Genomic DNA, 25,588 nt, shown 5'->3' on the forward strand with positions numbered 1-25,588 from the left:
ATTTATTTTTTTCGCAGCTCCTGCAGCTGACGCTGATAATCATATTGCAGATCTTCATGCTCGCCGGCTATCACTTTTTCAATTTTCTTCAGCTGCTGATCATAGAGGTTATTTAACTGGATACTGTAGGAAGATAGTAATCCGCTTTCTTTCATCTTTGTACAAAAATATACCAGCAACTCCGCCTCTGCCGGTTTTGATCCCATATAACGTATATGCTTATTCGTTATACGGAGTATCTTCCTCAGGCGTTTCTTTGCATGATACAATTTATCACCGGTCATCTCTTCAAAGCCGCTGTCTATTTCTTCTTTCACGGTAGTAAGATAACCTTCCGGATCATGTGCCTCAAATAACAGGTAGCTAAGCAGTTCCTTGTTATCGAGTTTATACCTGGCCAGCCGCAAACAAAGGGCAGATAAGGCCGACGGCGGCAGGGTACTTAGTTCCTTTTTAATATCGCTGACAGAAGCTGCTTTCATATTTGCGAATATACTATCTATTCCGCAGCAGCAGGCTTGCCACCTTTTCTTTCCAGCCAGGAATTAAATACTGTATAAAACACCGCCACGATAATAGCGCCCTTGAATATCCCTGTAAAGCCCCAGGCAGCCACGCCTCCGATCACCCCCAGGAACAACACCAGGAAAGGCAGCTTGCCGCTACGGGCTATCAGGTAAGGTTTGAGGATCGCCTCTCCTATGAGTATCCCTACACCGTATATGATCAGGAAAAGCGTCATCCCCGGATGGCCCTGCATGGCCATCCAGATGGTAACAGGTACCCATACTACCAGTGGCCCTATTTGTATGACTACCAGGAAAAACACCACCGCTGCTAATCCCAGCGCAATCGGGATGCCCGCTATTTTAAGTCCTATCCAGGCAACAATAGCGGTAATAAAAGCAGTGCCCATTACGCCTATAGATACGCCCTTCACTGCCATAGTGGTAGCTTTCAGCAGGTCGCTGCCTTCTTTCTTTCCCAGCAGATGCTCCGCCGTGGCCCTGATAGGCCGCACCGATTTTTCGCCGCTCACCAGGAAAAATGCGGATATGATAATCCCGATTATCAGCTGCACCGCCGCTCCGATTATACCGGCGCCGCTGCTGATAACATGATGCAGCACCGTACGCACCTGCTGCTCCCGTACATTATTGGAAATAGTTTCTCTGGGGCTTTCCTGCAGATGCTGCCAGAAGTCGCTGATCTCAACGCCCACATAAGGAATATTAATAACCCATTGCGGCAACGGCGGAAGACCGTTCTCCTTCACATTGGCAATCCAGTGTATGGCTTCCCGGATATGCGAACCCAGCGCAGCAATGATATAGGTGACCGGCAGCGCAATGATAGCGATAACTACAATGGCATAAACCGTAGCCGCCAGCTTACGCCGGCCGCCAAACCAGACTGCCATACGCTCGAACAGCTGATGAAACGACACAGAAAAGATCAGCGCAAAGGTGAGTACGCCGAAAAAGATACGCAACACATCATACAGCGCCAATAACAGGGCCAGCAACAACAGCAGCACAAGTATAGATTCTATCATGTTCCTGGAAGCCGGCCGGTGAAGGTTATTCATACGGCAATCGTTTTAGGCTTATTACATAAATATACCACCATTACCGCATAAAATTGCTACGCCGTATGTTCCCTACAATGCTGCTGCCCACTCACCGGCAGTTTTCACGGTCGCCTGCCTGGGAAAGATCTTTTTCACCAGGAAATCGTGTGTTTCCGGATCCCTGTCGGCACAGCAATCAGACAACACCGTGATCTCGTAATCTTTATCTGCAGCTTCTCTCAATGTGCTCAGCACCACGCCGCTGGTCGACAACCCCGTGAGCACCAGTTGCTCCGCCCGGTATCTTCCCAGCACCAGCTCCAGATCGCATCCGGCAAAGGCGCTCACTCTTTTTTTGTTCACCACAATTTCTCCCGGCAAAGGCGCCACGGCAGCAGGAATAGCCGCCCCCTCATCTTTCTCCAATACAAACCAGCCACCGCTCCTGAAAAGCTGCTGGAACATTTTGTTCTCCGGGTGCACTTCAGGATATCCCTCACGGAAGCCCAGCACGGCATATACCACAGGGATACCTTTCGCTCTGGCTGCTGCTATGGCGGTTTGAAGATTCGCTGTCAGCTGGTGGCTGTCGGACGCAATGCTCATCGCCCTTTCCTGGATATCCATTACCAGCAATACTGTAGATGAATTTGTTGATGTCATATGCTTAAGATTGTTTTTTCAGGAAGACAGGAATAAGGAAAATCACCACCATCACACAGGCAGCCAAACAGTACCCGGCTAACAAATGCAGGTTGGCATCTGTAGCCCCGCTATGGAATTCGTGCTTAAGCCTCGATCCGGCTACAATGGCGCCCACATAGCCCACGGTGCGGTACAGGCCAAAGGAAATCCCCACCTGGCCTGCCGGCGCCGCGGCATATAAGGTAGCCTGGTTGGCGATCGTCAATACCCCGGTGGCAATGCCCAACAGGATGGAAATAGCCATGATAAAAGGAATCGATGATTCCCTGTTCAGCAGGAAAAACCCTGCGGATGCAATGATAATACTCAGTGTTCCGGCCAGCAGCAGGCGGTTGTTATGTTTGGAGCCGGATACCAGCAGGCTGCAAAGCATTGCTGCCAGCGACAAAGGCAACATCAGGAGTCCTACGCGGGAAGGACTGATCCCCTTCGATTGCTCCATCCATTGCGGCATCCCGTAAATGGTCATGTACATAACGAAGTTGATGGCCACCTGCCGGAGGAAAGTAGTGCTCAACGGCACATTCATGACCAGCAAACGCATATCAATAAACGGCTGCGGATGTTTTACTTCTACCGAAATAAAAACTATTAGCGCCAGTAATACCAACGGAATTTTTATCCATAACCAGGATGGATAAAGTAATGTTAACAGGAAGATGATCAGGAATATGGCGAATGTAAGTACGCCCGGCAGGTCCAGTTCTTTCAGCACCTGTCCGGCTTTTTTCTTTACCGGCGCTTGTTCCCGCCTGCTTACCCACGACAGTGCCAAGGCGATCAGCACCAGCGGAATGTTCACAAAAAATATTCCCTGCCAGCCGAAATGCTCTGTGAGCACACCTCCCAGGAAAGGCCCAAACGCAATAGATACCTGCGATGCAATAGCTAGCAGCCCCAGTATCCGCCCCGGCACCTCCTGGTGAAGCGCTGCATAACGCTGCCGGATCATAGTCATGGCCGACGGATAAGCAGCGGACGATCCCAGGCCCAGTAATACTCTCGATACAATCAGCCAGGAAAAATTACGGGCCAGTACCCCAATCAGCGCCGAGATCAATATCACCACAAATCCCAGCAGGTTGATCCTGCGGGCGCTGAAAATATCGGCCAGTCTTCCCATCAGCGGCTGCCCGATGGCCGAGGTCAGGTACAAAGGCACTATCAGCAGTGCGCCGGTTCCCAAATCCTGCCCGAATGCCCCACAGATCGATACGATAGCCGTAGCCAGCATCGTTGAATTCAGCGGGTTCAACATATTGCCCAGCACCAGTGGCGCCATGAACCAAAAAGTGTTCGTTTCCCTGACCCTGTACATAGCCTGTTATTATTTCCTGTCACGCATCAGGCAAGGTGGCCAGCAGCGCCAGCGCCTCCCGGATGACTTTCATCTCCTTTGCAGTATATTTTTCAGCAATGACCGCTGCCAGCCATTCTTCCCGCTCACGCCGGCTCTCTTCCACCATCCCGCGGCCCTTCTTCGTTAGCGACACCAGCGTTTTACGGCCATCGTCGGGCGCAGCACGCCGGCTGATGTAACCCAGCCCCTCCAGCCGGTTCAGTATCTGCGACATAAACTGGGAACTGATCCGCAGCGCCGTACCTAACTCCGACGGATACGCTTCCTGCTGGCTCATGAGCAGGCTCATCACATGCCCTTCCGAATGCGATATAGCTCCCAGGTTGCCTACCTGCCTGCGTAAACGCTTACTCATTTTTGTAACCAGGTCGCGTAATGCCTGGCCTATTACTACTGCATCTGATTGACTCATTATTTAGTTAATTAACTTTGCAAAGTTACTTTGGTATTTTGATATAAAAAAGTTTTTGCTCCCGGAGGCCTCCGGGAGCAAACATGTTTATCTTACTTGTTGATTATTCGTGTCATCCGTCTGTTCGCAGACTCTTCACGGGATTGGCCAGCGCGGCTTTCACTGCCTGGAAGCTGATGGTTGCCAGTGCAATGAAAACAGATAACAGCGCTGCCACTACAAATATCCACACGCTGATATTGATGCGGTAAGCAAAATCGCTCAGCCAGTGGTTCATGACCAACCAGGCTACCGGCGCGGCGATCAGGAAGGCGATGCACACCAGCTTTATGAAATCTTTTGAAAGCAATACAATAATATTGGCGACAGATGCGCCCATTACTTTCCGCACCCCGATCTCTTTGGTACGCTGGGTGGTCGTGAACAACGACAATCCCAGCAGTCCCAGGCAGGCAATAGAGATCGCCAGGGCAGAGAAAATACCGAATATCCTGCCGAATAACTGATCGTTGGCATATTGCTGATTAAACCTGGCATCCAGGAAATAATAATCGAAAAGATTACCCGGGAAATAGGCGTCGTATTGCGCCTGGATTGCCTTCATGGTAGCAGTAATATCCTTTGTATCCACCCTTACGGAGATAGCGCTGTTGGTACTGTACAGCGGCATCAATATCAATGGTTCCAGCGGATAACGCAGTGATTTCTGGTGAAAGTCGGAAATGACGCCTATCACATCCCACTGCTTTCCTTCTACGTGAATGGTTTTGCCGATTGCATCATCCGGCTTTGCAAAGCCAAGCAGCTTTGATACATTTTGATTCAGCAGGATGCTATGTACCTTGTTTCTATCAACGTTATAATCGGTGGCATCAAAGTTTCTTCCTGCCAGCAACCGGATGCCATACATTGGAACAAACTCCGGGCTGACCGCCACTTTGCGGGTAGTGAAGTGTGGTGCATGTTCATCGCTGCTCAGGCTCAGATCAAAATCGCGGCCCATTTCATCAGCGGCAACGCTCCATGAATTGGCGACGTTCTGCACGTGAGGAATCTTCTTTAATTCATCTTTGAAAGCATCTGAGCGGGTGATGAAAGTGGAATCGAACTGCGTCAGGCCAGGCCCCCTGACCACGAGTACCTGCGAGAGGTTAATGCCCAGATCCTGTTTGCTGATATAACGCATCTGGCTATATACAACGAATGAGCCGATGATCAATGCAATGGTAATGGCAAACTGGCTTACCACCAGGATCCTGCGCAGATGAATACCCTTTGATGAGGTGGTATATTTTCCTTTTAAGACCACTATCGGTTTGAAGGAAGACAACACAAACGCAGGATAAAATCCTGATACAAAAATCCCTGCCACCAATATCGCCAACAGAAGGGCGATCACATTCCATCCATGCAATCCATTATGGAAAAGGTAAGATAAGGAGAGATGATATTGAATGAGATGATTGAAAGCAGGCTGCAACAGGGTCACGAGGATGATAGCCAGCCCGAGGGCAATCATGTTCACCACGAAAGATTCTGTCAGAAACTGTTTGATCAGTTGCAACCGGGTAGCGCCGCTTACTTTCCTCACACCCACCTCTCTGGCTCTGTCTGCAGATTTGGCGGTAGAGAGATTGATATAATTAACCCAGGCGATGGAGATGATCAGTGCGGCAATGATCAACATCGACCAAACTATGGTGGCACTGTCGGTATTGGCCAGTTCGTATTCGTAATCGGAATACAGATGTGCGCTGGTTAAAGGCTGTAAATAGAATTTCTCAACGCTGCCGGATATCTTGTTTCCCTGGAAATGCCTGTCGCTAAAGGCGGGCAGCTTTGCCTCCACCGTTTTATAATCCGTTCCGGGCCTTAGCTGGATATAGTGCCAAAAGTCGGAATCGGTGAAATCATAGTCGGACTGCTTCCATGGATTCGGGCCGCTGTAAAGCGAATTATATGACAACAGGAACTTAAACTTCAGATGAGAATTTTCCGGCGGGTTAGCGCAAATGGCGGTCACTTTACAGGGTATCCCATCAAAGCTGATTACTTTCCCCATCATATCAGCAGCATTGCTATGCTTATCAAACAGTGTATTGGCAAGCGTTTGGGAGAGTACCAGTGAAAAGGGCGCGGTGAGCGAGGTAGATTTATCGCCGGCAATCAGCGGATACGAAAACATATCGAGGAAGGCGTTGTCGACAAAGTAGCCTCCCTGGTCGCCGATCTTTTTATCTTCAGTTATCATAACCCCGTATGCCGGGCGCATGCGGGTATGGTTGATCACTTCCGGAAAATCGTCCTGCATCGCCTTTCCCACGGCGGAATAAGTGATGGTACCATGCTGTATCAGCTTTCCGTTTTGATAACGGTCGTTGGTGACACGGAAGATATCTGCCGCATTTTTATTGAACCTGTCAAAACTCAGCTGGAAACTTACATATTGCAGGATCAGCAGACACGCCGCAATGCCGATAGATAAACCTGTAATATTGATGATGGAGAAAACCTTATTCTTGGCCAGGTTTCGCCACGCAGTGCTGAAGTAGCTTTTGAACATAGCGTATATTTTTAAGCTTGTCTTGCCGGATTATTGTTGTCCTCACCCCTCTGTTCTCAGGCTTTTTACAGGATTCATCACGGCCGACTGCACACTTTGCCAGGCGATGGTGATCATAGCCACCAAAACAGACAGCAGCCCCGCCAATCCAAACAACCACCAGTCGAGGCTCACCCGATAAGCAAACTGCTGCAGCCAATGATGCATAATATACCAGGCTACCGGAAAAGCAATGAGCATACCAGCCATCACCGGCCTGAGAAAGCCTCCGGCCATGAGCATCATGATATTGGTAACGGATGCTCCCAATACTTTCCTGACGCCGATTTCCCGGGTACGCCGGGAGGCCGTAAACATGGCCAGGCCAAATAAACCGAGGCAGGAAATAAAGATGGCCAGCACCGCAAAATAATTGCACAACCGGCTTACCAGCTGTTCATTTTTATAAAGCCGGGTATACTCCATATCAGAAAACTGGTACGTAAAAGGATAACCGGGATTGATACGCTTGCAAAGTCCTTCCAGGCCTGCCAGCACGGCTTTGGTTTTTCCCGGGGCTATGCGCACCAGTATATTCCCCCATTTGGGCTGCCTTTCCAGCCTGATCACCAGCGGATCAATTGTTTCATGCATGGAGTTAAAATGGAAATCTTTCACTACGCCTATGATCGTTCCCTGAATTCCGTCGAGCGTAAACGACGCTCCCACCGGGTGTTGATAACCGGTTTTTGCCACGGCTGTTTCGTTCAGTATATAACTCGTAGAATCGTTGCCAAAATCAGCGGAGAAATCCCGGCCTTCCACAAGCGATAATTGCATCGCTTTCACAAAGCCATATCCTACCGCTGCATCCGCAAATGTTGCTTCCAAAGCCGGATCTTTCCCGGTCCAGCTGATCCCGCCTTTATGATGACCAATCACTGTTGGCGATTCCCTCATGGCCGATATCGATGTGATGCCCGGAATATTGGCGGCTTCCGTTTTGAACAGGTCATAACGACTGGTCAACGTTCCTTCAATGGGCACATACAGCAAATGATATCTGTCGTAACCCAGGTTCTTCGTTTGTACATATTCCATTTGCCGGTATATCACCAGCATACCAGTGATGAGGATCACTGACAACGTGAACTGAAAAACCACCATTCCTTTGCGGAACCAGCCTCCCTGGCCGCTTTGTTTAAGGCCGCCTTTCAATACCTTCACAGGATTCAATGACGACAGGAACAACGCCGGATAGCTGCCAGCCACCAATCCGGTTACCAGCAGCATTCCTCCCGCCAGTGCCCAGAATGCCGGTTGCTGTACCGGTATCGACAGCTGCTTCCCGGTTACCCCGTTAAACGCCGGCAGCAACCATGTTACTGCCAGCAACGCCACCAATATGGCAAAGAAGGTGATCAGTAAAGCCTCGCCTATGAATTGCGCTACCAAAGAAGAACGCAGCGCTCCCACTGCCTTGCGGATGCCCACTTCACGTGCTCTTTCGGCAGAACGGGCGGTAGAGAGATTCATGAAATTGATGCAGGCAATGAGCATCACGAATATCGCCAGCAGGAAAAAAAGCCGTACATATTCGATCCGCCCGCCTGCGGGGGAGCCGTTTTTGAATATGCCGTGCAAATACTTTTGGGAGAATGGTTGAATGTTCAACAAAGTGCTTCCCTCTTTGCTTCTCGGCTGATAGTGGTACACGAAATCTTTCATCTTGGCAGCTACCTTCGCCGGATCGGCATCCTCACGGAGCCGGATATACGTATTCGGGCTGAAGCTGTTCCAGCTCTGCGTCCATGCATGGCTGGCATTGAAATAATCCCCCCAATACCGTACAAAATCGAATTGCAAAGAAGAAGCAGCTGGTATTTTAAAAACGGCGCTGACAGTCAGCTGCGCAGTATCTTCGCATGTCACCACCTGGCCGATGGCATTGCCGGCATTACCGAAAAGGCGCGTGGCCACATCCTCAGAAAGCGCCACTCCGCCAGGTTGCAGCGCAGTAGCGGCATTGCCCTGCAACAGCGGGAAACTGAACATCCGGAAAAAATCATCCCCGGCATAAGCCCCTGCCAGCTTCAAGGCCTTATCAGTTGTTTTGATGACCACTGGCGGATATTCCTGGTACCCTGCTGCATACCGTATTTCAGGCAACGACTTCTTCAGCTCAACAGCCAGCGGGCATTGCGTGAGGTAACTGGCATCCGTTTTTCCCTGCGCCGTTTGCTGTACATATACCTGATATAGCTGCTTATTGTTGTCATGAAATCCATCCACGGCCTGCTCATCACGGATCCAGAGTATCATCATCATGCTGCAGGCCAGGCCCAGCGAAAGGCCCAGGATGTTAATCAGTGAAAATGCTTTATTACGGATAAGATTGCGCCAGGCAATCCGGAGGTAATTTCTGATCATGAGAACAAATGCTGAAAAAATATGCCATACACCTGTGCTAATGTTTGTCAGAAGTTAAGAAATAGATTTTAATATAATATGTCCGTTTTTGTACACCTTTGTGACCGGTTACAACATCGCAGGATACCAGGCAGAATTGATTACGCTATATCCTTCCTCTCACTTCTTTCAGCTTCATGACCATACGTGTTCCTTCGTTTGCTACCCACTCATTGTATTCGGCTATTACCTGCAGGCGCTGAGCTTCTGTAAGAAAGCCACTCTCCACCATTTGCGGTCCTCTTAGCTCAGCTACCTTCGTCCATATACCGGCTTTATCCGGGAAGGATGCCTCGCCTTTCACATACACTTCATCAGCAGGCAGCACTGTTACATCCGTAAAGCCCAGGCTGTTGAAAAGCTCCGGGAGATGATCGGCAATTTCATTATCCATACCAGCATCGGCGCGCCAGTGCAGGAAGGCCTGGTAAAACTGCTGCATGCTCTCGGGCGGCGCCGGCGTCCATTCCAGGCGGGCATGATTATAATCGAGGATAGAAATATAGCCTCCCGGTTTCAGCAGCGATTTAAAGTGTTGCAGCGCTGCTGCCGGATTACTGAGCCATTGTAATACTCTCGCCGAAACGATCAGGTCGAATTTCTCCGCAGGAGCAAATGTAAACAGGTCCGCTTCCTGCAAGTCGAGATTAGCAAGCCCCGCATGATCTTCCCGTCCTTTCCGGATTAGATGAATGCTACTGTCGATTCCTGTCACATGCCCTTCCGGCCCGATTGCCTCAGCAATACCCGCTGAGATGGCGCCCGTTCCGCAACCTGCGTCGAGCACACGCATACCCGGGCGGAGCAGGGGAATAATAGTGGCATAGCTGCTTTGCAGACTCCTGTTATCCAGTATACTGGTATTTCCTTTGGGCATCGCGGCCCTTTCTGTAGCGGTATCTTTTTTCATAATAATTGGTTAAATATAATACCCGGGAGACAAAAAAGGAAGCAGATCCATTACTTTAGAAAAACATTAAACAGAAATACCTGTTATGTTATAGTAGCATCATCCGGCAGCCATTTACCTAAAACAAATGTTATGAAACTGTATCCTGCTGTAATACTATTGTTCGCGCTATTCGCCTGTAACCGGCCACAACTGCTGAAAAACAACGGCAGCCTTCCCGCCAGGATGTATTCCAGGGAAGTAAATGATTCCTTTTCCATCTTCATACAACTTCCCGAACATTACAATAAAACCAACGCCGACAAATACCCGGTGGTATACCTGCTGGATGCTAATCTTTATTTCGATATCATGGCTGCAGTTACACGCCGGTATACAGAAGTGGGTTTACTGCCAGATGTAATACTGGTGGGCATTGGGTATCGCGACTTCCCCACAATGGACTCCCTGCGAAACCGCGATTATACGTACCCGTTAGCCATACCGGAGTATGAAATGCCCGTGAGCGGCGGGGCCGATAAATTCCTGGCTTTTATCAACAGGGAGCTGGCTCCTGAAATAGACCGGCACTATAAAACTGATAGCAGCAAACGTGTGCTCATGGGGCATTCCCTGGGTGGATACTTCACTGCGTATGCCCTTTACCGTGATATCACCGGTACCGGCCCGAAGTTTCACGGCTATGTGGCGGCCAGTCCATCTCTCCATTACAACAATTACTATCTGCCAAAGCAGATAGCTGACTATCACATTGCGGCGGATACGATATTTGCATCAAAAGCATATTTCACTTTCGGTGGACTTGAAAAGTCTACCGACTCAGGAGACGTTCCCAGGGAAACCCTCCTCCGGCAACTCGACAGCAGCAACTGTATGCATTACATCAGCTTCAAAGGAGAAATGCTTTCCAACCTGGATCACATGGATACCGGTCTTCCTACTTTTATTAAAGGCATGCAACTCACATTGCAGATGCCCCGTTAAAAATAAATCGGCCGCGTGGACACGCAGCCGATGATCATAGAAACGGAAAAAATGTATTAATTACTGTTGTGCACCCAGGCTGATCTTATTACCGCTGATGCGGGGATTACCCGCAGGAGGCCATGAGCATCCCTGCCAGCACCATATTTGCAATAGCTGGATAATTCATTTTCTGGTTGTTGCATCTGATTACAACAACACTACTCCCGTTTTTCTCAAACGGGTGACAACCATATGATTTTTATTTATGCAATCCGTTTTTCCGGAGCCAGGCAAGCAACTTCTCCGGGTAGTTGGTTTGAATAGCATTGGCAAAGGCCGCATCTTTCCGGCGCTGGCTGAACCCTGCGCCCTCCTGCTGCTCTTCCAGCTTATCGTATTTTCCCAAGGCGTTGATCCAGACCCGGGTACCATTGCTGGTGATCTGCTGCATCAGGGAATCTGAATAAAAGTCGTCATCGATATGAATCACCGGAAACTTTCCAAGCTGCTGTTCCATCTGCAGCGCTTCTTTTACTTCCGCCACATTATGCACCCGTGGCATAATCGGCAGCCTGGCGCTCCATTGCCGCAACCTGGCAGCTTCCTTATGGTCGTAAATGAAGAACAAGACCTGATCTTCCATCCCATTGGCTGCGATTAGCTTTACGGCCTGCTTAACCGCCTCCTCACTGTCTTCCTTAAAATCCACATCCACCATAATTTTATCCTTGGCCAGTTTCAGGAGCTGATCAAAGGTGGGTATCTTTTCGCTGGTAGGCTGGCCGTTATACAACAAAGGGAATTGTAACAGTTCCTGATAAGTATAGTCGCGGATCTTCCCTTTCTTACCGGTAGCCCGTGTTATATTATCATCATGCATGATGATCAATACTTTGTCTTTCGTTTCATGTACATCAATCTCCGCAATATCAATACCCTGGTTAATCGCTTCCTGCACCGCAGCCAGCGAGTTCTCCGGATACTTCAGATGGGCCGCCCGGTGTGCCGCCACCATCACATGTTCAGGATGATGATAGAATTCGTCTAATATACCGTCTACAGGTCTGTTTTGCTGAGCAATGGCATTCAGGGATAGTAGGCACAGCAGGAAAAAGAAGAAGCGCTTCATGAATGTTTATAGGTATTTCGTTTGCGGGAGCAAAATCCCTCATAGGGAATTACGAATAGGGAAAGGCTAACACCTCTCCCATCACTCTTTCGAAGAATTCCTCATTCAGCAGATCTTTCACTGATTTGATGATAAAATCAGGAGCATAGCCGAAATGCGCCAGGTCTTCTTCCCGGGTAACGCCCGTTAAAGTCAGTATGGTAGTGAATCCCATAGATCCTGCACCGAGAATATCTGTTCCCATGGTATCTCCGATCATAATAGTTTCGTCTGTTGCAAGCTGCAGTGCTTTCCGTGCCATGCGCATCATAACAGGACTCGGTTTTCCAACGCTGAATGCTTTGATGCCGGTGGCACATTCCAGCATGGCTACCAATGCACCGCAACCAACGCGGTATTTTCCATCGCCCATCGGACAATTAGGGTCAAGGTTGGTGGCAATCAGCTTTGCTCCTTTCATGATCATGTTGATCGCTTTATCAACAGATTCGAGCATGATGGTTCTGCCTTCCCCGATGATGACATAATCCGGCTGATCATCTACAATTGAATAACCTGCATTATGCAACTCTGTCAATAAGCCACCTTCTCCAATCACATAAGCAGTGCCGTTTTCCTTCCGGGATGCCAGATAGCGGGCCGTAGCCATTCCGCAGGTAAAGATGTCGGTATCATTTACCCGGAAACCCATTTTGTTTAGCTTGTAACAAACATCCCTGCTGGTTCTCTGGCTGTTGTTGGTAAGAAATAAAAAAGGAATGTCCCTGTCGCGCAGACTATTGATAAATTCCACCGCGCCGGGTATGGGTTCACTGCCTTTGTAGATGACACCATCCATGTCAATTAAAAATCCCTTCTTTTTCATAGCTATCAGATGTTGGTTTTGTATTCGATAAGAAATAAAAATGCTGTCTGAAAAAAACAGGAATAAATAAAGGCGGCAAACGGGGAAAGAATAAAGGAAGGAAGCAGCTAGTCATTATCGACTAACTGCCCTTAAAGATAATAATAAAATTCAAAAAGTAGGTATTAATTTTATTTTACGTCTTACAACGATTGGCGTTTTAGCTCATCCACCGCATGATTGGCGGCACGCGCAGTGAGGGCCATATAAGTAAGTGATGGGTTCTGACAGGCAGAGGATGTCATGCAGGCGCCATCTGTTACAAAAACATTTTTCACTGCATGCAGCTGGTTCCATTCATTGAGCATGGATGTTTTCGGATCTCTGCCCATACGCGCAGTGCCCATTTCATGAATCGCCATACCTGGCCATGAGTCGCGGTTGAAGGGCTTTACATTTTTCAGTCCTGCTGCTTCCAGCATTTCACAGGCATCCTGGTCCATGTCTTTGCGCATTTTTTTCTCGTTGTCTCTGAAATCGCAGTTAAACTTCAATACCGGCTGCCCCCATGCGTCTTTGATGCTATGATCCAACATCACCTGGTTGTCTTCATAAGGTAAACATTCACCAAAACCCATCAGGCCCATCTGCCAGGGCCCGGGCTCAGACAAATAATCTTTGAATGCGCCACCTATGCCGAGTTCGGCGATACCTCTTGCCCATCCGCGGCGGCTGCTGTAGCCGGTATATCCAAAGCCCCGCAGGTAATCGCGTTTATCATTGCCCACGTTGCGGAAGCGCGGAATATAAAATCCCGCTGGCCTGCGCCCGTAATAATATTTATCGCTGAACTCATCGGAAGTGCCGCTGGCGCCGGCATGGAAATGATGATCCATCAGGTAATGGCCCAGTACACCGCTGTCGTTGCCCAGTCCGTTCGGGAAACGGCCGGATACGGAGTTCAGCATCACAAACGTGCTGCCGAGGGCGGAAGCGTTCAGGAAAATGATACGCGCATAATATTCCACCGTTTCCTTTGTATGTTTATCGATCACACGCACGCCGGTGGCTTTGCCTTTAGCTTCGTCATAGATAATGCTGTTAACGATGGAATCGGGTCGCAGCGTCAGATTACCGGTTTTGACAGCTGCCGGCAAGGTCGACGACTGTGTACTGAAATAAGCGCCGAACGGGCATCCGTGGGCGCAACGGTTCCGGTACTGGCATTGCTGCCGGTCGCCGATAGGTTGCGTGAGGTTAGCCGTACGGAAAATGGTCATATGCCGGCCCGGGAACGACTTTTCTATTCTGCTTCTCACTTCTTTCTCAAAACAATTCAATTCCATCGGCTTCTGAAATACGCCGTCAGGCAGATGTGCCAGCCCCAGCTTCTCACCACTGATACCCGCAAAAGCTTCCACATGATCGTACCAGGGCGCCAGATCTTTATAACGTATGGGCCAGTCGATCCCTATCCCTTCTTTTGCATTGGCTTCAAAATCCAGATCGCTGAGCCGCAGGGAACCGCGGCCCCACATAATAGAACGGCCACCAACGATGTCGGGCCGCATCCAGTCGAAACGTTTCGTTTCCACATACGGGCTATCCTTATCTTTCATCCAGTAGCTCTGGTTGAATTCTTCCGGCAGATGGTCTCTTACCACATACGGATGATCTTTCTCATATTCGTTCGTAGTTTCGCCCCGGTGCTTCACTTCCCAGGGGGCAGCTGTGGCGAGGGTGTAATCCTTGATATGTTCCAGCTGGTGGCCTCTTTCCAGCATCAGTACTTTCAGTCCTTTTTCGCATAGTTCCTTTGCTGCCCAACCTCCGCTGATACCGGATCCTATTACAATAGCATCATAGGTATGCTGCGCCTCCGCTTTCAAATTCAAGTTGATCATACGTCTGATATGAGTTGATACCGGCGGAAAATAGGAAAATAACAGAAAAAGGATCCGATAATTTGGATAAACGGAAGATTTTATTTCACTTCCGCTCCAGTTCCAGCAGCCACTGCTTCCGCCAGATACCGCCGCCGTAGCCGGTCATGCTGCCATCTTCTCCTATCACGCGATGACAGGGCACCAGTATCGAAATGCGGTTCATGCCATTAGCGCCTGCCACGGCTCTTATTGCCTCCGGCCTGTTCAGCCCATTGGCCTGTTGCTTGTAAGAACGTACCTCCCCATAAGGAATGGTTTGCAGCAACTGCCAGACCGATTGCTGAAAAACCGTACCTGGCGTAAATAACGGCACGTCGAAAGTTTTGCGCTGACCTGCGAAATATTCCTCCAGCTGTTTTCTCAGCACTGCAAAATGTGTATGCTCCGCCTGTATGAAATTAGCCTTCAGCATTTTTTTCAATGCGTTCAGCTCTGTTTCCAACATCTTCCTGTCTGTAAACTCCAGCAGGCAAATACCTTCTTCCACGGCGCAGGCCATCATGGTGCCCAGGGGCGTTTCCAGCCGCACTACATTAATGATCCGTTGCATTTTGCTCTGCTGCGGAGAGGCGCCAATCAATGATTTATAGGAATCTGCAAACCCGCTCAGCGATTCATAACCGCTGTCGTATGCCACTGCTGTTACCGCTTCGCCGGCCTGTATTTTCTTAAAGGCCGCATTGATCCGGTTCATCCGCTGATACGCCTGAAATGTAATTCCATGATGCTTCAGGAACCAGCGCCTGATGCGGGCAGGTTCTATCCCTCTTGCTATCAGATCGCCATCACGGAACCTGACCGATGGATCTGTATTCATCTCTTTCAGCAGGGCGCTGATAAAAACAGGCGTTTCGTGTAGCCGGTCCAGTGGGCTACATATTTTGCAGGGCCGGTACCCCTTCTGGATGGCTTCTTTCGTTGTTCTGAGAAATTCTACGTTCTCTATCTTAGGCTTCCTGGCCGTGCAGGTAGGCCGGCAGAAGATACCTGTTGTTTTCACAGCTGCAATAAATGTTCCCTCATAGGAAGGATCCTTATCCACCAGCGCCTTGTACATGATTTCGTTTGTAAGCATGCTGTATCGTTTTATACAAAAGTAGTCCGGGTGAAAAATCAGGACAACCGGAAAACTGACAAGTATTTTTTCCAGCTACAAGAATAGCATGATAAAAATACATCATGTTAAGTGAAAGTAATATGAACATTACGACAAACAACTTGTTATTTTAGTCAGACTGTTGTCGAATGTATTCCCTCTTTCATCCAGAGCAAAGATGTATAATAGCCAATAACCAGAAAATTATCTCTAAAACCACCTCTATGGTCGTATAAGCCTGTAAGTAGTTCTATCTATTCAGTCCACATCATATTTATCAACCACTAAAATCAGAACAGTATGCGGAAATGTCTACATGCCGGCACTACAGGGCATATCTTCCTGTGTTTGCTGTTATGCCTCAGCCATGCAGTTTTTGCACAAAATGTAAAGGTGATCGGAAAGGTCACTTCTCCCACCGGCGATCCTGTACCGGGGGTATCTGTTATGTTGAAAAATGCCAAAGCCGGTGCTATCACCGACAACCAGGGTACTTACATGATCAATGCCCCCGGAGATGGCGTGCTGATCTTTAATGCCGTGGGATTTATCCGTCAGGAAATACCCATTAATAACAGGGGAATCGTAAATGTTACTGTTACGGAAGACAACAAACAGCTCGGTGAAGTGGTAGTCACCGCGCTGGGCGTTACCAAAGCTAAAAAGAGCCTGGGTTATGCCACTACCGAAATCAAAGGCGCCGACCTGGCCATTACCAACGAAGTAAACCCGGTGAATGCCCTGCAGGGTAAAGTAGCCGGCGTACAGATCGATCAGGGCGCAGGCGGCCTGTTTGGCAGCAGCAAAATCATTATCAGGGGTAACTCTACCCTGGGTAACAACAACCAGCCCATTTTTGTGATCGATGGCGTAATCGTGGATAACGGTATCTTCAGCGGTACCGGCCGCGATTTCGGGAACGATCTGAAAAACCTCAATATGGAAGATTTTGAAAGCGTCACTGTATTGAAAGGTTCTTCTGCTGCCGCACTGTACGGTTCCAGAGCCATCAACGGCGTAATCCTGATTACCACCAAGAAAGGGCATGAACGAAAAGGGATAGGCGTTAACGTTAGTCAGACCTTCAATACTTTTCATCCCTACTCCGGCCCGGATTTTCAAAACGAATACGGCGGAGGCACTGTAGGTGCCTTCTTTACGGATAACCGCGATCCCAACTACCAACCGGATCAGAACTGGAGAACAAAAGTATTCCCTACCGACCCGGCTACCGGTAAGCCGTACATCGACCGCCAGATAGGCCGTGAACTGGAGAACTGGGGCCCCCGCTTCGCCGGTCAGGATGTGTTGAACTACGATGGCACACCCACTAAATACGTAGCACAGCCGAACAATTTCCTGCAGGCATTCCAGAACGGAAATGGCTCCGCCACCAATATTTCGCTGGACGGTGGCAACGACCGTTCCACCTTCCGGGTATCCTATACACGCGATCAGAGCACTGGCGTAGTAGCCCAAAACAGTTTACTTAAAAACAGCTTCGACCTGCGCGTTACCCATACCGTGAACAAATTCCTCAGCGCCGATGTAAGTGCCAACTATACGGATTTCGCCGGTAAGAACCCGCCGCGGCTGGGCGGCCTCGATGCCTTCGCCTCCTATAACTTTGGTAAACTGTTCAGCTGGATATTGCCCAGGAACTATGATACCAGGTACTGGATGCAGAAAGACAAATACACCAGCATATTTGGCGGCGTGCCCAATCCCACAGATCCCAATGAGCCCAACAAAGCGCCCGAATCCAGGTTCTGGTTCAGCCTGTTCGAAAACGAATACCTGCAGAATGAACAGACTATCCGGGGCCGCATTGCACTCACCGCCACCATCAACCCCTGGCTGAAATTCCTGCTGGAAGGCAACATCAATAACCTCTATACCAAAAACGAAAACAAAGAACTCGGACAGGGACAAAATTTCGCCGGCGGATTATACGGCTTAGGACATACCAGCAAAGAAAGCTATTTCCTCAAATGGATGGCAATGATCAATAAAACGCTGACGAAAGACCTGGACCTGAGCGGTTATATCGGCGGTGAAACCCAACGTTTCCAGACCACTTACAACTACAGCGAAACAGTAGGTGGACTCAATTACCCCGGAAAGTACTTCCTGGCTAATTCCGTGCAGAAACCGACAGCCCAGGGCGGCGTTAAAAACAGGAAAGCATTCAACTCCCTCTATGCAAGTGCAGACCTGGCGTGGAAAAACCAACTTTACCTGCAGGCAACCTTCCGCGGCGACTGGTCCTCTGCACTCACCTATTCAGACGGAAGCGGTAATTTCTTCTACAGCTACCCGGCAGTGAGCTTATCCTGGCTGTTTTCAGAAACCTTCAAATTGCCCACCTGGATCAGCTATGGTAAGCTGAGAGGCAACATCGCAGCCCTCGGTGGAGATACCGATCCCTTTGTCATCAATCCGGGATTTACCTTCAACGGCTATACGTCGTCTAACGGCACGGATGTACCTACATCTACCTATAGCCGTTTCCGTGATCCGCTCACCGGCAGGTTCATCGTACTGCAACCCAATCTTAAACCACAGCGGAAGATCGCCAAAGAGCTGGGGCTGGAAATGCGTTTCCTCAAAAACAGGATTGGCTTCGACGCATCAGTATACCAGGACAACACTAAGAACCAGATACTGGATATTGGCACCCCACAGGAATCAGGGCAGGAAGGTATCCTGATCAACGCCGGTAATATACAGAACCGCGGACTGGAAATAATGGTAGATGGAAGTCCGGTTAAAACCAAAAACTTTGAATGGAACACCAACCTGAACTATTCCTTTAACAAGAACCTGATCAAGGACCTGTATCCCGGCCGTACCGAATACGACCTGGGCGCCAACATCGGAGAAATCAGCACCTGGGCCATTGTCGGACAATCCTACGGCGTACTGCGTACCACCATTCACTCGCAGCCTTACCAGGCAACAGATGCCAACGGCAAACCGGTCGACGATCCCAACAACGGAAAACCCGTACTGGCATGGCGTTCCGACGCAAGGGCAGCCTTCCCTGCACGCAGCAATACCCTCCAGAATGTGGGCGACATCAACGCAAAATTCCGCGCCGGCTGGGGCAATACCTTCCGCTACAAGGGCTTCTCGCTGAATGTATTGCTGGATGCCAAGATCGGCGGCGACTTCGTATTGCTCACCTACCGCTACGGTACACATACCGGCGTATTCCCCAACACACTCAAAGGACGGGATGCTGAACACGGCGGTATCACCTGGACCAGCAAATACGATAACCAGACTTACGACGATGGGCTCATCCCCGACGGCGTTTTTCCTAAAGGACAGAAAGTGACCCTGCCCAATGGTACACAGGTAGATGTAGGCGGACTTACCTACCAGCAGGCCTACGATAAAGGCTACGTAGAGCCAACTCACGCACCACAGTTCTATTATCGCTATGGCTCCTCTTCTACTGGCGTGGCCGATTACTGGATCAGGAAAAACTCCTGGATATCACTTCGCCAGATATCGCTTGCCTACCAGTTTCCCGCCAGCATCTGCAATAAGCTAAAGCTCAATAACCTGAGCCTGGCTATCGTAGGCCGCGATCTGTTTTACCTGTACAATTCGCTGCCCTACAACTATAATCCTGCCTCCAACAACTCTAACAACACCGCCTATTCCGGTGAAGAAGGATTTTTGCCGATGATCAGATCCATCGCAGGCACCATCAGGGTAGGATTCTAGCAGCAGACCATTGTATCACTCAAAACACCAGATCATGAAAAAAACGACAATCAGATATATAAAAGCTGCTATGATAGTGGCATTACTGGGCACCAGCTCCTGTTCAAAAAACTTCGGGGATATTAATACCGATCCAAGTGTGGTGATCACACCGGATGTTAAATACCTGCTCAGCTATTCGGAAGATAAACTATTCACCTATCAGGGTACTGAATGGGTGTGGGAAAGCATGGAACAGCTGATGCGTGTAACCCAGCACGTTACCTCCAGCCCGTACGAGATCACCGGTAACGTTAACACCCGTTACAGTAACTACTACCTGCAGATCCTTCCCAATCTTTTTGAGATAAGACGCCAGGTAGATGCCAGAAAGGATAAGGACAACTACCAGAAGATCAAAGAAGTGACCTACATCGTGCAGGCGCTGCACGGCATCAAGGTAACGGATATGAACGGAGCCATCCCCTATTCACAGGCAATACAGGGCCGCTACGATCAGAAATACAGCCCGGTATACGACGATCAGGCAACGCTGTTCAATACCCTGCTGGCACAACTGGATGAAGCGATCAGAGTGCTTTCTGATAATTCGCTGCCAGCCCAGGCCACCTATGGATCATCTGACATCTATTACCAGAGCGACTGGGTAAAATGGGTGAAGCTCGCCAATACGCTGAAGCTAAGGATTGCCGCACGGCTCGAAAACGCCGATAATGCCAGGTGCCAGGCAATTTTTCAGCAGGTGCTCAAAGATCCTATTGGCCCAATTGATGGCGATGATTCTCAGCTGAAATATATGAATGTGACTTACGTTCCGTTCGGTACCAGCGGCGATATCGATTACCGCAGCCGCAGGTATGCCACCACCTCTATCATGTCGTTCCTGAAAAGCAGCAACGATCCCAGGTTACCGGTTTACTTCGATAAAAACGACCTGACAGGCAGCTTCCGGGATTCGCTCACGAAATACGGCGTCACACTTCCTTCGTTTATAGATCCGGCCGATCCGCTGATCATGTACCAGGGAGGTCCGGCCGACTGGACCACCAACCCCACCGTAGCAAGTTTTATCAGCAACGGTTTTGTGGTGAGCCCTTATACCAAATACTCGCTGATATCGCCGATCAACCGCCGGTTTTTCTCTCCACAGCTGAATCAGGCCAAAGGCAACTTCCTGGATGTGGCAGTCACTTATGCAGAAACCTGTTTCTACATAGCGGAATTTATACAGAAGGGATATGCAGGTGGCGCCAATACCAAAGGCAGTGCGGAAGACTGGTACAAAAAAGGTATCACCTCTTCCATTCAAACCATGAATACCATTGCCATTGCAGCGGGATCTACAACGGCCTATTCCGGAACAGGAGCAACAGAAATCAGCAACTATCTCGGCAATCCGCAGGTAAAATTCAATGGCGTCAACGACCTGGAACGTATCTACATCCAGCAGTATCTGGGTATGTACCGGCAACCTAACGAGGCATATGTGTTCTGCCGCCGTACCGGCTATCCTAAAACAGGATCTGCCTATTACAGCAGGGAGCCATTCAATGAAGTGATCTTCCGCCGTTTCTGGCTGACCGATCCTGGAGAAGTAAACCGCGCCAATTGGAATGCGGCGATGCAGCAACAGGGCTTTACTCCGAATGCGATGGATTTGCCTACCCTCAGCACGCAGCGCGTGTGGTATGATAAGAATGCGCCGGATTTTGGGAAGGGGAAATAGCTTTTAGTTAGCATCAGGAATAGGGAATTAAGCATTAAAAAAGAGCGGAGGTTTCCGCTCTTTTTTAATGCTTAATTTCACAGCACATGATATGCCAGCACTGGCAGCTCAATCCAGAACGTACTGCCATTACCTTCACTACTTTCCACCCAAATCCGGCCGCCGTGTGCATCTACGATCTGTTTACAGATAAATAAACCTAATCCAAAAGATTGTTCACCGGAAGTACCACTACGTCTGGCGGTTCCTGAAAGGCCGAAGAGATTCTCCTTTATATCATCCGGAATGCCAATGCCATTATCTTTTACAGCTATCAGCACAAGAGCTCCGCTACTTTCCATGAATACCCGGATAACTCCACCGGAAGGACTGAATTTGATGGCATTGGTAATGAGATTACTGAACACCCGCCACATCTTTTCCCTGTCGCAGGCAACGATGGCGGGATGTAAGTCGGCAATAATCGTTTGTCCTTTTTCCTCGGCTTTTTGTTGCAGCAACCCGATGCAGTATTGAATAATAGTGTGTAATTCCGCAGGTTCTTTATGAATATCGCTGGCAATATCGAGGTTCATCATCTCGCTGATAAGCGTCAGCGAATGAGTGGCAGATTCCCTGATGATAGTGAGCAGTTCTGAACTGTCGCTGTCGGTGATCGCGCCTGAATCGAGCAAAAGATCTGACAAGGGAATGATCGCTCCAATGGGATTACGCAGATCGTGCGCAACAATTTTCATCATTTTTGTATTGTTTTGCTGGCTTTGCTCCAGGGCGCTGAGACTTTCTTCCAGGATTTCATTTTGCGTGGAAATCGTATCGTTCATTGCCTGCAGTTTCTTAGCATTGGCACGTGCTTTCCTGGCATTAAACCAGACCTGCAGGATAATACCCAGAGCAAATACGAAGAATAGCAGAGAAATGATGAGATAGGCGTTTTTTACTTCATCCTGTTTCTTTAATAACTTCAATTCATAATCCCTGGCCAGGAAATCGAATTGCTGTTGGGTGTTCACACTACTAAGCGGATTGTTAACATTGTCCAGTGAATCTTTCATCCGGAGATAATTACGAGCAAGGCTTAACGCAGTTGACGGCCGATTTTTCAACTCGTAATACTGAGATTGGAGATTCAGCAACCAAAGCTTGCTGCCAGCATTGGGAAATGAATCCAGAGAGGATTGCAGTTTTTCCATCCATGCATGTGCTTCGTCGTATCTTCTTTGGCTAAGCAACATGCTGATTAATTTGTTAATGGTGCTTTGCGCATTCCCCATTTCACATTCTTTTCGCAGATTAATCTGAATGTTTGCTTTATATAGATTTTCAGCCTGGGAAGTGTCGCCGGCTTTCAAAAGTTCATCTGCTTTATTACCGTAAACAACTCCTCTGGACACTTGCATATTTCTTTCCCGCTCCGGCATGCCTTTAAAAACCGGTTCGAACAGTTGAATATATCTTAGCGTACTGTCATAGTAAAATAAGGCGCTGTCGCTTCGATTGATTTGACTAAAACACAGTGCGATATTATCCAACTGGCCCTGCTGATATCGAAACCGATAAAATGTATCCGGGGCACAGGCCTGCAGATTTAGAAAAGTTGCCCGGAAATAGGGAACTGCATCAGGGAATAGTTTCTGACGATAGTATACCATGGCAATTCGTCCGTTAAACTCACTAAACGTGCAGGTATCCCCTGATTTCTGAATGTAATCTCTGCCCTGGAAATAGTACGTAATGGCATCGGCAAGTTTCAGTTTCTCCCGGAGTATATCACCCCGGCATAGTATGGCAAGGCCATACATTTTAGAACAGGCGGGCTCGTTTTTATAATCAGCCAGGATGTTCAGAATGCTGTCGATATATATATTACCCATATCCGGATCCCGTCGGTCCAGCCAATAATGCTCCAGCTTAAAGTAGTATTTTTTTGAGATGTCCAGCGGACTGGGGTCGGGGAAAGCGTCATACGCCGAATCAATGCGGCGGAAGGCTTCCTGATACTGATTGGATGTATATACCCGAAGTCCGTTAATAAAGGGATCGAAATAAGCCGAATGATCTGCCATCTGTTTATGCGATTGGTTACAGGCAGTTGTCAGTAAGAACCATAAATACAATAAAGCCAACGCATACAGGGAACCTAATCCGGAAGATTTTCTATAGCTGTGTTCCAGTCTATACATAGTAGGTTTATATCGGTTAAAAATTGACAGTATAAGGGAATATCTCTACCCGCGATTAATAAAGCAGATCACTACGCTGATATTCTAATGCTATTCTGGATTTCACTGACCACTTATTAACCTGCGAAAATTTTAAACCTGGTACACCATTAAGCATTAGTGTTGGAAGACTGAATCTCCAATACCTACTAATATAAACAAACTGTCTGATTTTCAGAGGTTTTATATTTATAGTCAGGTCAAAATAGATATCAAAATTACCGCAACCTTTACCCAATGTAGTCTGTAGCTTATTTCTAAAAGAAGGCGACGGAATTCATTGGTTCCCGGACGTACCATCTATCAGGTCCGCAGTTTAATTCCTGACAGCGCCGGCATTCCGTCTGTTACTATGTGCGTGCGCCCCGGTGCGCATGCCCCGTGGGTCCGGATGCGCATGACACACTAGTTGCTGATTTTCAGCTTATCACCAACAGGCTGTAATCCCGCTGTAAATCAGCTTTCAGGACAAGTAGCCGGCGTTGTCTTTTCAGCCAAATAAAAAACAAACAACCCAAAATCCTAAAATAAATTTGCCAAACCAAATGGTTATATATAACTTTACCAAACCAAATGGTTATATAAATAACTTCTTTGTAAAAAACAACGATAAGAACATGCTCGCTCGCAGAGACGTATTCCAGGCAATTGCCGATCCTACCCGCAGGGCCATTATAGGGCTGCTTGCAGGACAAACCATGACTTTAAACGGTGTTGCTGAGAATTTCAGCATGAGCCAGCCTGCCATCTCCAAACACATGCGTATACTTACCGAATGTGGATTGGTAGTGATGATCAAACAGGGCCGGGAAAAGCACTGCAGCGCCAATTTTGCAGCGTTACGGGAAGTGGCCGACTGGACAGCTCAATACCGCTCCTTCTGGAATAACAAACTGGATAAACTGGAGCACCTGCTGAAAGAAAAATAAGTATTCATCCAATAAAACAAATCCATCATGGCAGAACCGTATGTAAAAGCAGAGATGCTTATCAGAAAACCCGCCAGAGAAGTTTTCCAGGCTTTTATTGATCCGGAGATCACAAAGAATTTCTGGTTCACTAAAGGAAGCGGTAAACTGGAAACCGGAAAAACTGTTACCTGGGAATGGGAAATGTATGGCGTTTCCTCTACCGTAACGGTAAAAGAGATCGTACCAAATGAGAAGATTGCTATCGATTGGGGCAATCCCGCTACCCACGTGGATTTCGTGTTCCAGTCGTTCAGTGATGACAGTACCTATGTGGTGGTTACCAATTACGGTCTGAAATCAACAAACGAAGCACTGTTCAGGGAAATAAATGACCTCACCGGCGGATTCACTACGGTACTCGACGGCCTGAAAGCCTACCTGGAACATAACATCCGCTTAAACCTGATAGGAGATAAATTTCCTCAAAAAAAATAAAAACCTGTAAAGATGGAAAAATATGGTAAGATGACGGCACCGGGTACCCTTGTATTTGAACGGCTCCTGCCCGGGCCTGTCGAAAAAGTATGGGCTTACCTCACCGAATCTGAAAAGAGAGGTAAATGGCTCGCCAAAGGAGAAATGGAATTGTTTGAAGGCGGAAAAGTAACACTGGAATTCCTCCACAGCGATTTGAGTCCGGATACAAACGACCCCATTCCCGAAAAGTACAAAAGCATGGAACATGGAGCAAGTTCCACCGGCACCGTGTTGAAAATCTCCCCGCCCCACCTGCTTGCATTCACCTGGGAAAGTAATTCGGATGTAACGTTTGAGCTGAAAGAGCAGGGCGAAAAAGTACTGTTACGACTCACTCACCGCAACCTTGTTGGCAGTAAAGATATCCGCGTTGAAACTGCAAGCGGCTGGCATACACATCTGGGTGTACTGGTGGCCAACCTGGAAGCAACCACTCCTGCCGGCTTCTGGAAAACACATATGAAACTGGAACAGGAATACGAACAAATGCTTTCATAACCTTAGTGTC

General features: G+C 48.5%; 19 protein-coding genes. 6 read left to right on the forward strand and 13 right to left on the reverse strand.

All coding sequences use genetic code 11. The features are described from left to right. Nucleotides 1-2 precede the first annotated feature (2 nt). The 8 genes from UNH61_RS19520 to UNH61_RS19555 all read right to left on the reverse strand — a co-directional run bounded on the left by UNH61_RS19520 (nt 3) and on the right by UNH61_RS19555 (nt 9,968). Nucleotides 3-482 carry a hypothetical protein gene (locus UNH61_RS19520; protein WP_326993671.1) on the reverse strand — a complete coding sequence of 160 codons (480 nt, stop codon included), beginning with the start codon at nt 480-482 and terminating at the stop codon, nt 3-5. Nucleotides 483-499: 17 nt separating this feature from the next. Beyond that, nucleotides 500-1,588: an AI-2E family transporter gene (locus tag UNH61_RS19525; protein ID WP_326993672.1), complete on the reverse strand. Its 1,089-nt coding sequence runs from the start codon at nt 1,586-1,588 to the stop codon at nt 500-502. A gap of 72 nt (nt 1,589-1,660) precedes the next feature. Then, nucleotides 1,661-2,233 carry an isochorismatase family cysteine hydrolase gene (locus tag UNH61_RS19530; protein ID WP_326993673.1) on the reverse strand — a complete coding sequence of 191 codons (573 nt, stop codon included), beginning with the start codon at nt 2,231-2,233 and terminating at the stop codon, nt 1,661-1,663. Nucleotides 2,234-2,237: 4 nt separating this feature from the next. Then, on the reverse strand, nt 2,238-3,593 hold the full coding sequence (locus UNH61_RS19535; protein WP_326993674.1) for an MFS transporter: 1,356 nt from the start codon (nt 3,591-3,593) through the stop codon (nt 2,238-2,240). Nucleotides 3,594-3,612: 19 nt separating this feature from the next. Further along, a complete protein-coding gene (locus UNH61_RS19540) occupies nt 3,613-4,047 on the reverse strand; it encodes a MarR family transcriptional regulator (protein ID WP_326993675.1) in 435 nt (144 codons plus the stop codon). A gap of 112 nt (nt 4,048-4,159) precedes the next feature. Beyond that, entirely contained in the window at nt 4,160-6,610 is a 2,451-nt protein-coding gene (locus UNH61_RS19545; protein WP_326993676.1) for an ABC transporter permease, read from the reverse strand. A gap of 42 nt (nt 6,611-6,652) precedes the next feature. Further along, nucleotides 6,653-9,019 (reverse strand): ABC transporter permease, encoded by a 2,367-nt coding sequence (locus UNH61_RS19550; RefSeq protein WP_326993677.1) that lies wholly within the window; start codon nt 9,017-9,019, stop codon nt 6,653-6,655. A 145-nt stretch (nt 9,020-9,164) separates the two neighbouring features. Beyond that, on the reverse strand, nt 9,165-9,968 hold the full coding sequence (locus tag UNH61_RS19555) for a class I SAM-dependent methyltransferase (RefSeq protein ID WP_326993678.1): 804 nt from the start codon (nt 9,966-9,968) through the stop codon (nt 9,165-9,167). Between the two features lie 132 nt (nt 9,969-10,100). On the opposite strand from UNH61_RS19555, the gene UNH61_RS19560 reads away from it, so the two are divergent. Continuing rightward, nucleotides 10,101-10,952 carry an alpha/beta hydrolase-fold protein gene (locus tag UNH61_RS19560; protein WP_326993679.1) on the forward strand — a complete coding sequence of 284 codons (852 nt, stop codon included), beginning with the start codon at nt 10,101-10,103 and terminating at the stop codon, nt 10,950-10,952. A 241-nt stretch (nt 10,953-11,193) separates the two neighbouring features. On the opposite strand, the gene UNH61_RS19565 is transcribed toward UNH61_RS19560, so the two are convergent. From UNH61_RS19565 to UNH61_RS19580, 4 genes are all read right to left on the reverse strand, one after another. Next, nucleotides 11,194-12,063, reverse strand: a complete 870-nt coding sequence (locus tag UNH61_RS19565; protein WP_326993680.1) for a glycerophosphodiester phosphodiesterase family protein — start codon at nt 12,061-12,063, stop codon at nt 11,194-11,196. Between the two features lie 49 nt (nt 12,064-12,112). Then, nucleotides 12,113-12,928, reverse strand: coding sequence for an HAD-IIA family hydrolase (locus tag UNH61_RS19570; protein ID WP_326993681.1), 816 nt, complete (start codon nt 12,926-12,928; stop codon nt 12,113-12,115). A gap of 182 nt (nt 12,929-13,110) precedes the next feature. Further along, nucleotides 13,111-14,811, reverse strand: coding sequence for a GMC family oxidoreductase (locus UNH61_RS19575; RefSeq protein ID WP_326993682.1), 1,701 nt, complete (start codon nt 14,809-14,811; stop codon nt 13,111-13,113). Nucleotides 14,812-14,896: 85 nt separating this feature from the next. Continuing rightward, nucleotides 14,897-15,928 carry a methylated-DNA--[protein]-cysteine S-methyltransferase gene (locus UNH61_RS19580; RefSeq protein ID WP_326993683.1) on the reverse strand — a complete coding sequence of 344 codons (1,032 nt, stop codon included), beginning with the start codon at nt 15,926-15,928 and terminating at the stop codon, nt 14,897-14,899. Between the two features lie 321 nt (nt 15,929-16,249). Between UNH61_RS19580 and UNH61_RS19585 the strand changes: the two genes are divergently transcribed. Both UNH61_RS19585 and UNH61_RS19590 read left to right on the forward strand, forming a co-directional pair. Continuing rightward, entirely contained in the window at nt 16,250-19,684 is a 3,435-nt protein-coding gene (locus UNH61_RS19585) for a SusC/RagA family TonB-linked outer membrane protein (RefSeq protein ID WP_326993684.1), read from the forward strand. A gap of 34 nt (nt 19,685-19,718) precedes the next feature. Further along, nucleotides 19,719-21,410: a SusD/RagB family nutrient-binding outer membrane lipoprotein gene (locus UNH61_RS19590; RefSeq protein WP_326993685.1), complete on the forward strand. Its 1,692-nt coding sequence runs from the start codon at nt 19,719-19,721 to the stop codon at nt 21,408-21,410. 77 nt (nt 21,411-21,487) lie between these two features. Here the strand turns inward: UNH61_RS19590 and UNH61_RS19595 are convergent, their stop codons facing one another. After that, entirely contained in the window at nt 21,488-23,593 is a 2,106-nt protein-coding gene (locus UNH61_RS19595) for a HAMP domain-containing sensor histidine kinase (RefSeq protein ID WP_339070261.1), read from the reverse strand. 584 nt (nt 23,594-24,177) lie between these two features. Here UNH61_RS19595 and UNH61_RS19600 point away from each other — a divergent pair. The 3 genes from UNH61_RS19600 to UNH61_RS19610 are packed head-to-tail and all read left to right on the forward strand — an operon-like array spanning nt 24,178 to nt 25,578. Next, on the forward strand, nt 24,178-24,561 hold the full coding sequence (locus UNH61_RS19600; RefSeq protein WP_339070262.1) for a metalloregulator ArsR/SmtB family transcription factor: 384 nt from the start codon (nt 24,178-24,180) through the stop codon (nt 24,559-24,561). A gap of 27 nt (nt 24,562-24,588) precedes the next feature. Next, nucleotides 24,589-25,038: an SRPBCC family protein gene (locus UNH61_RS19605; protein WP_326993688.1), complete on the forward strand. Its 450-nt coding sequence runs from the start codon at nt 24,589-24,591 to the stop codon at nt 25,036-25,038. 12 nt (nt 25,039-25,050) lie between these two features. Further along, nucleotides 25,051-25,578 (forward strand): SRPBCC family protein, encoded by a 528-nt coding sequence (locus UNH61_RS19610; RefSeq protein WP_326993689.1) that lies wholly within the window; start codon nt 25,051-25,053, stop codon nt 25,576-25,578. Nucleotides 25,579-25,588 lie beyond the last annotated feature (10 nt).

This window comes from Chitinophaga sp. 180180018-3, assembly GCF_037893185.1.
Classification (GTDB): Bacteria; Bacteroidota; Bacteroidia; order Chitinophagales; family Chitinophagaceae; genus Chitinophaga.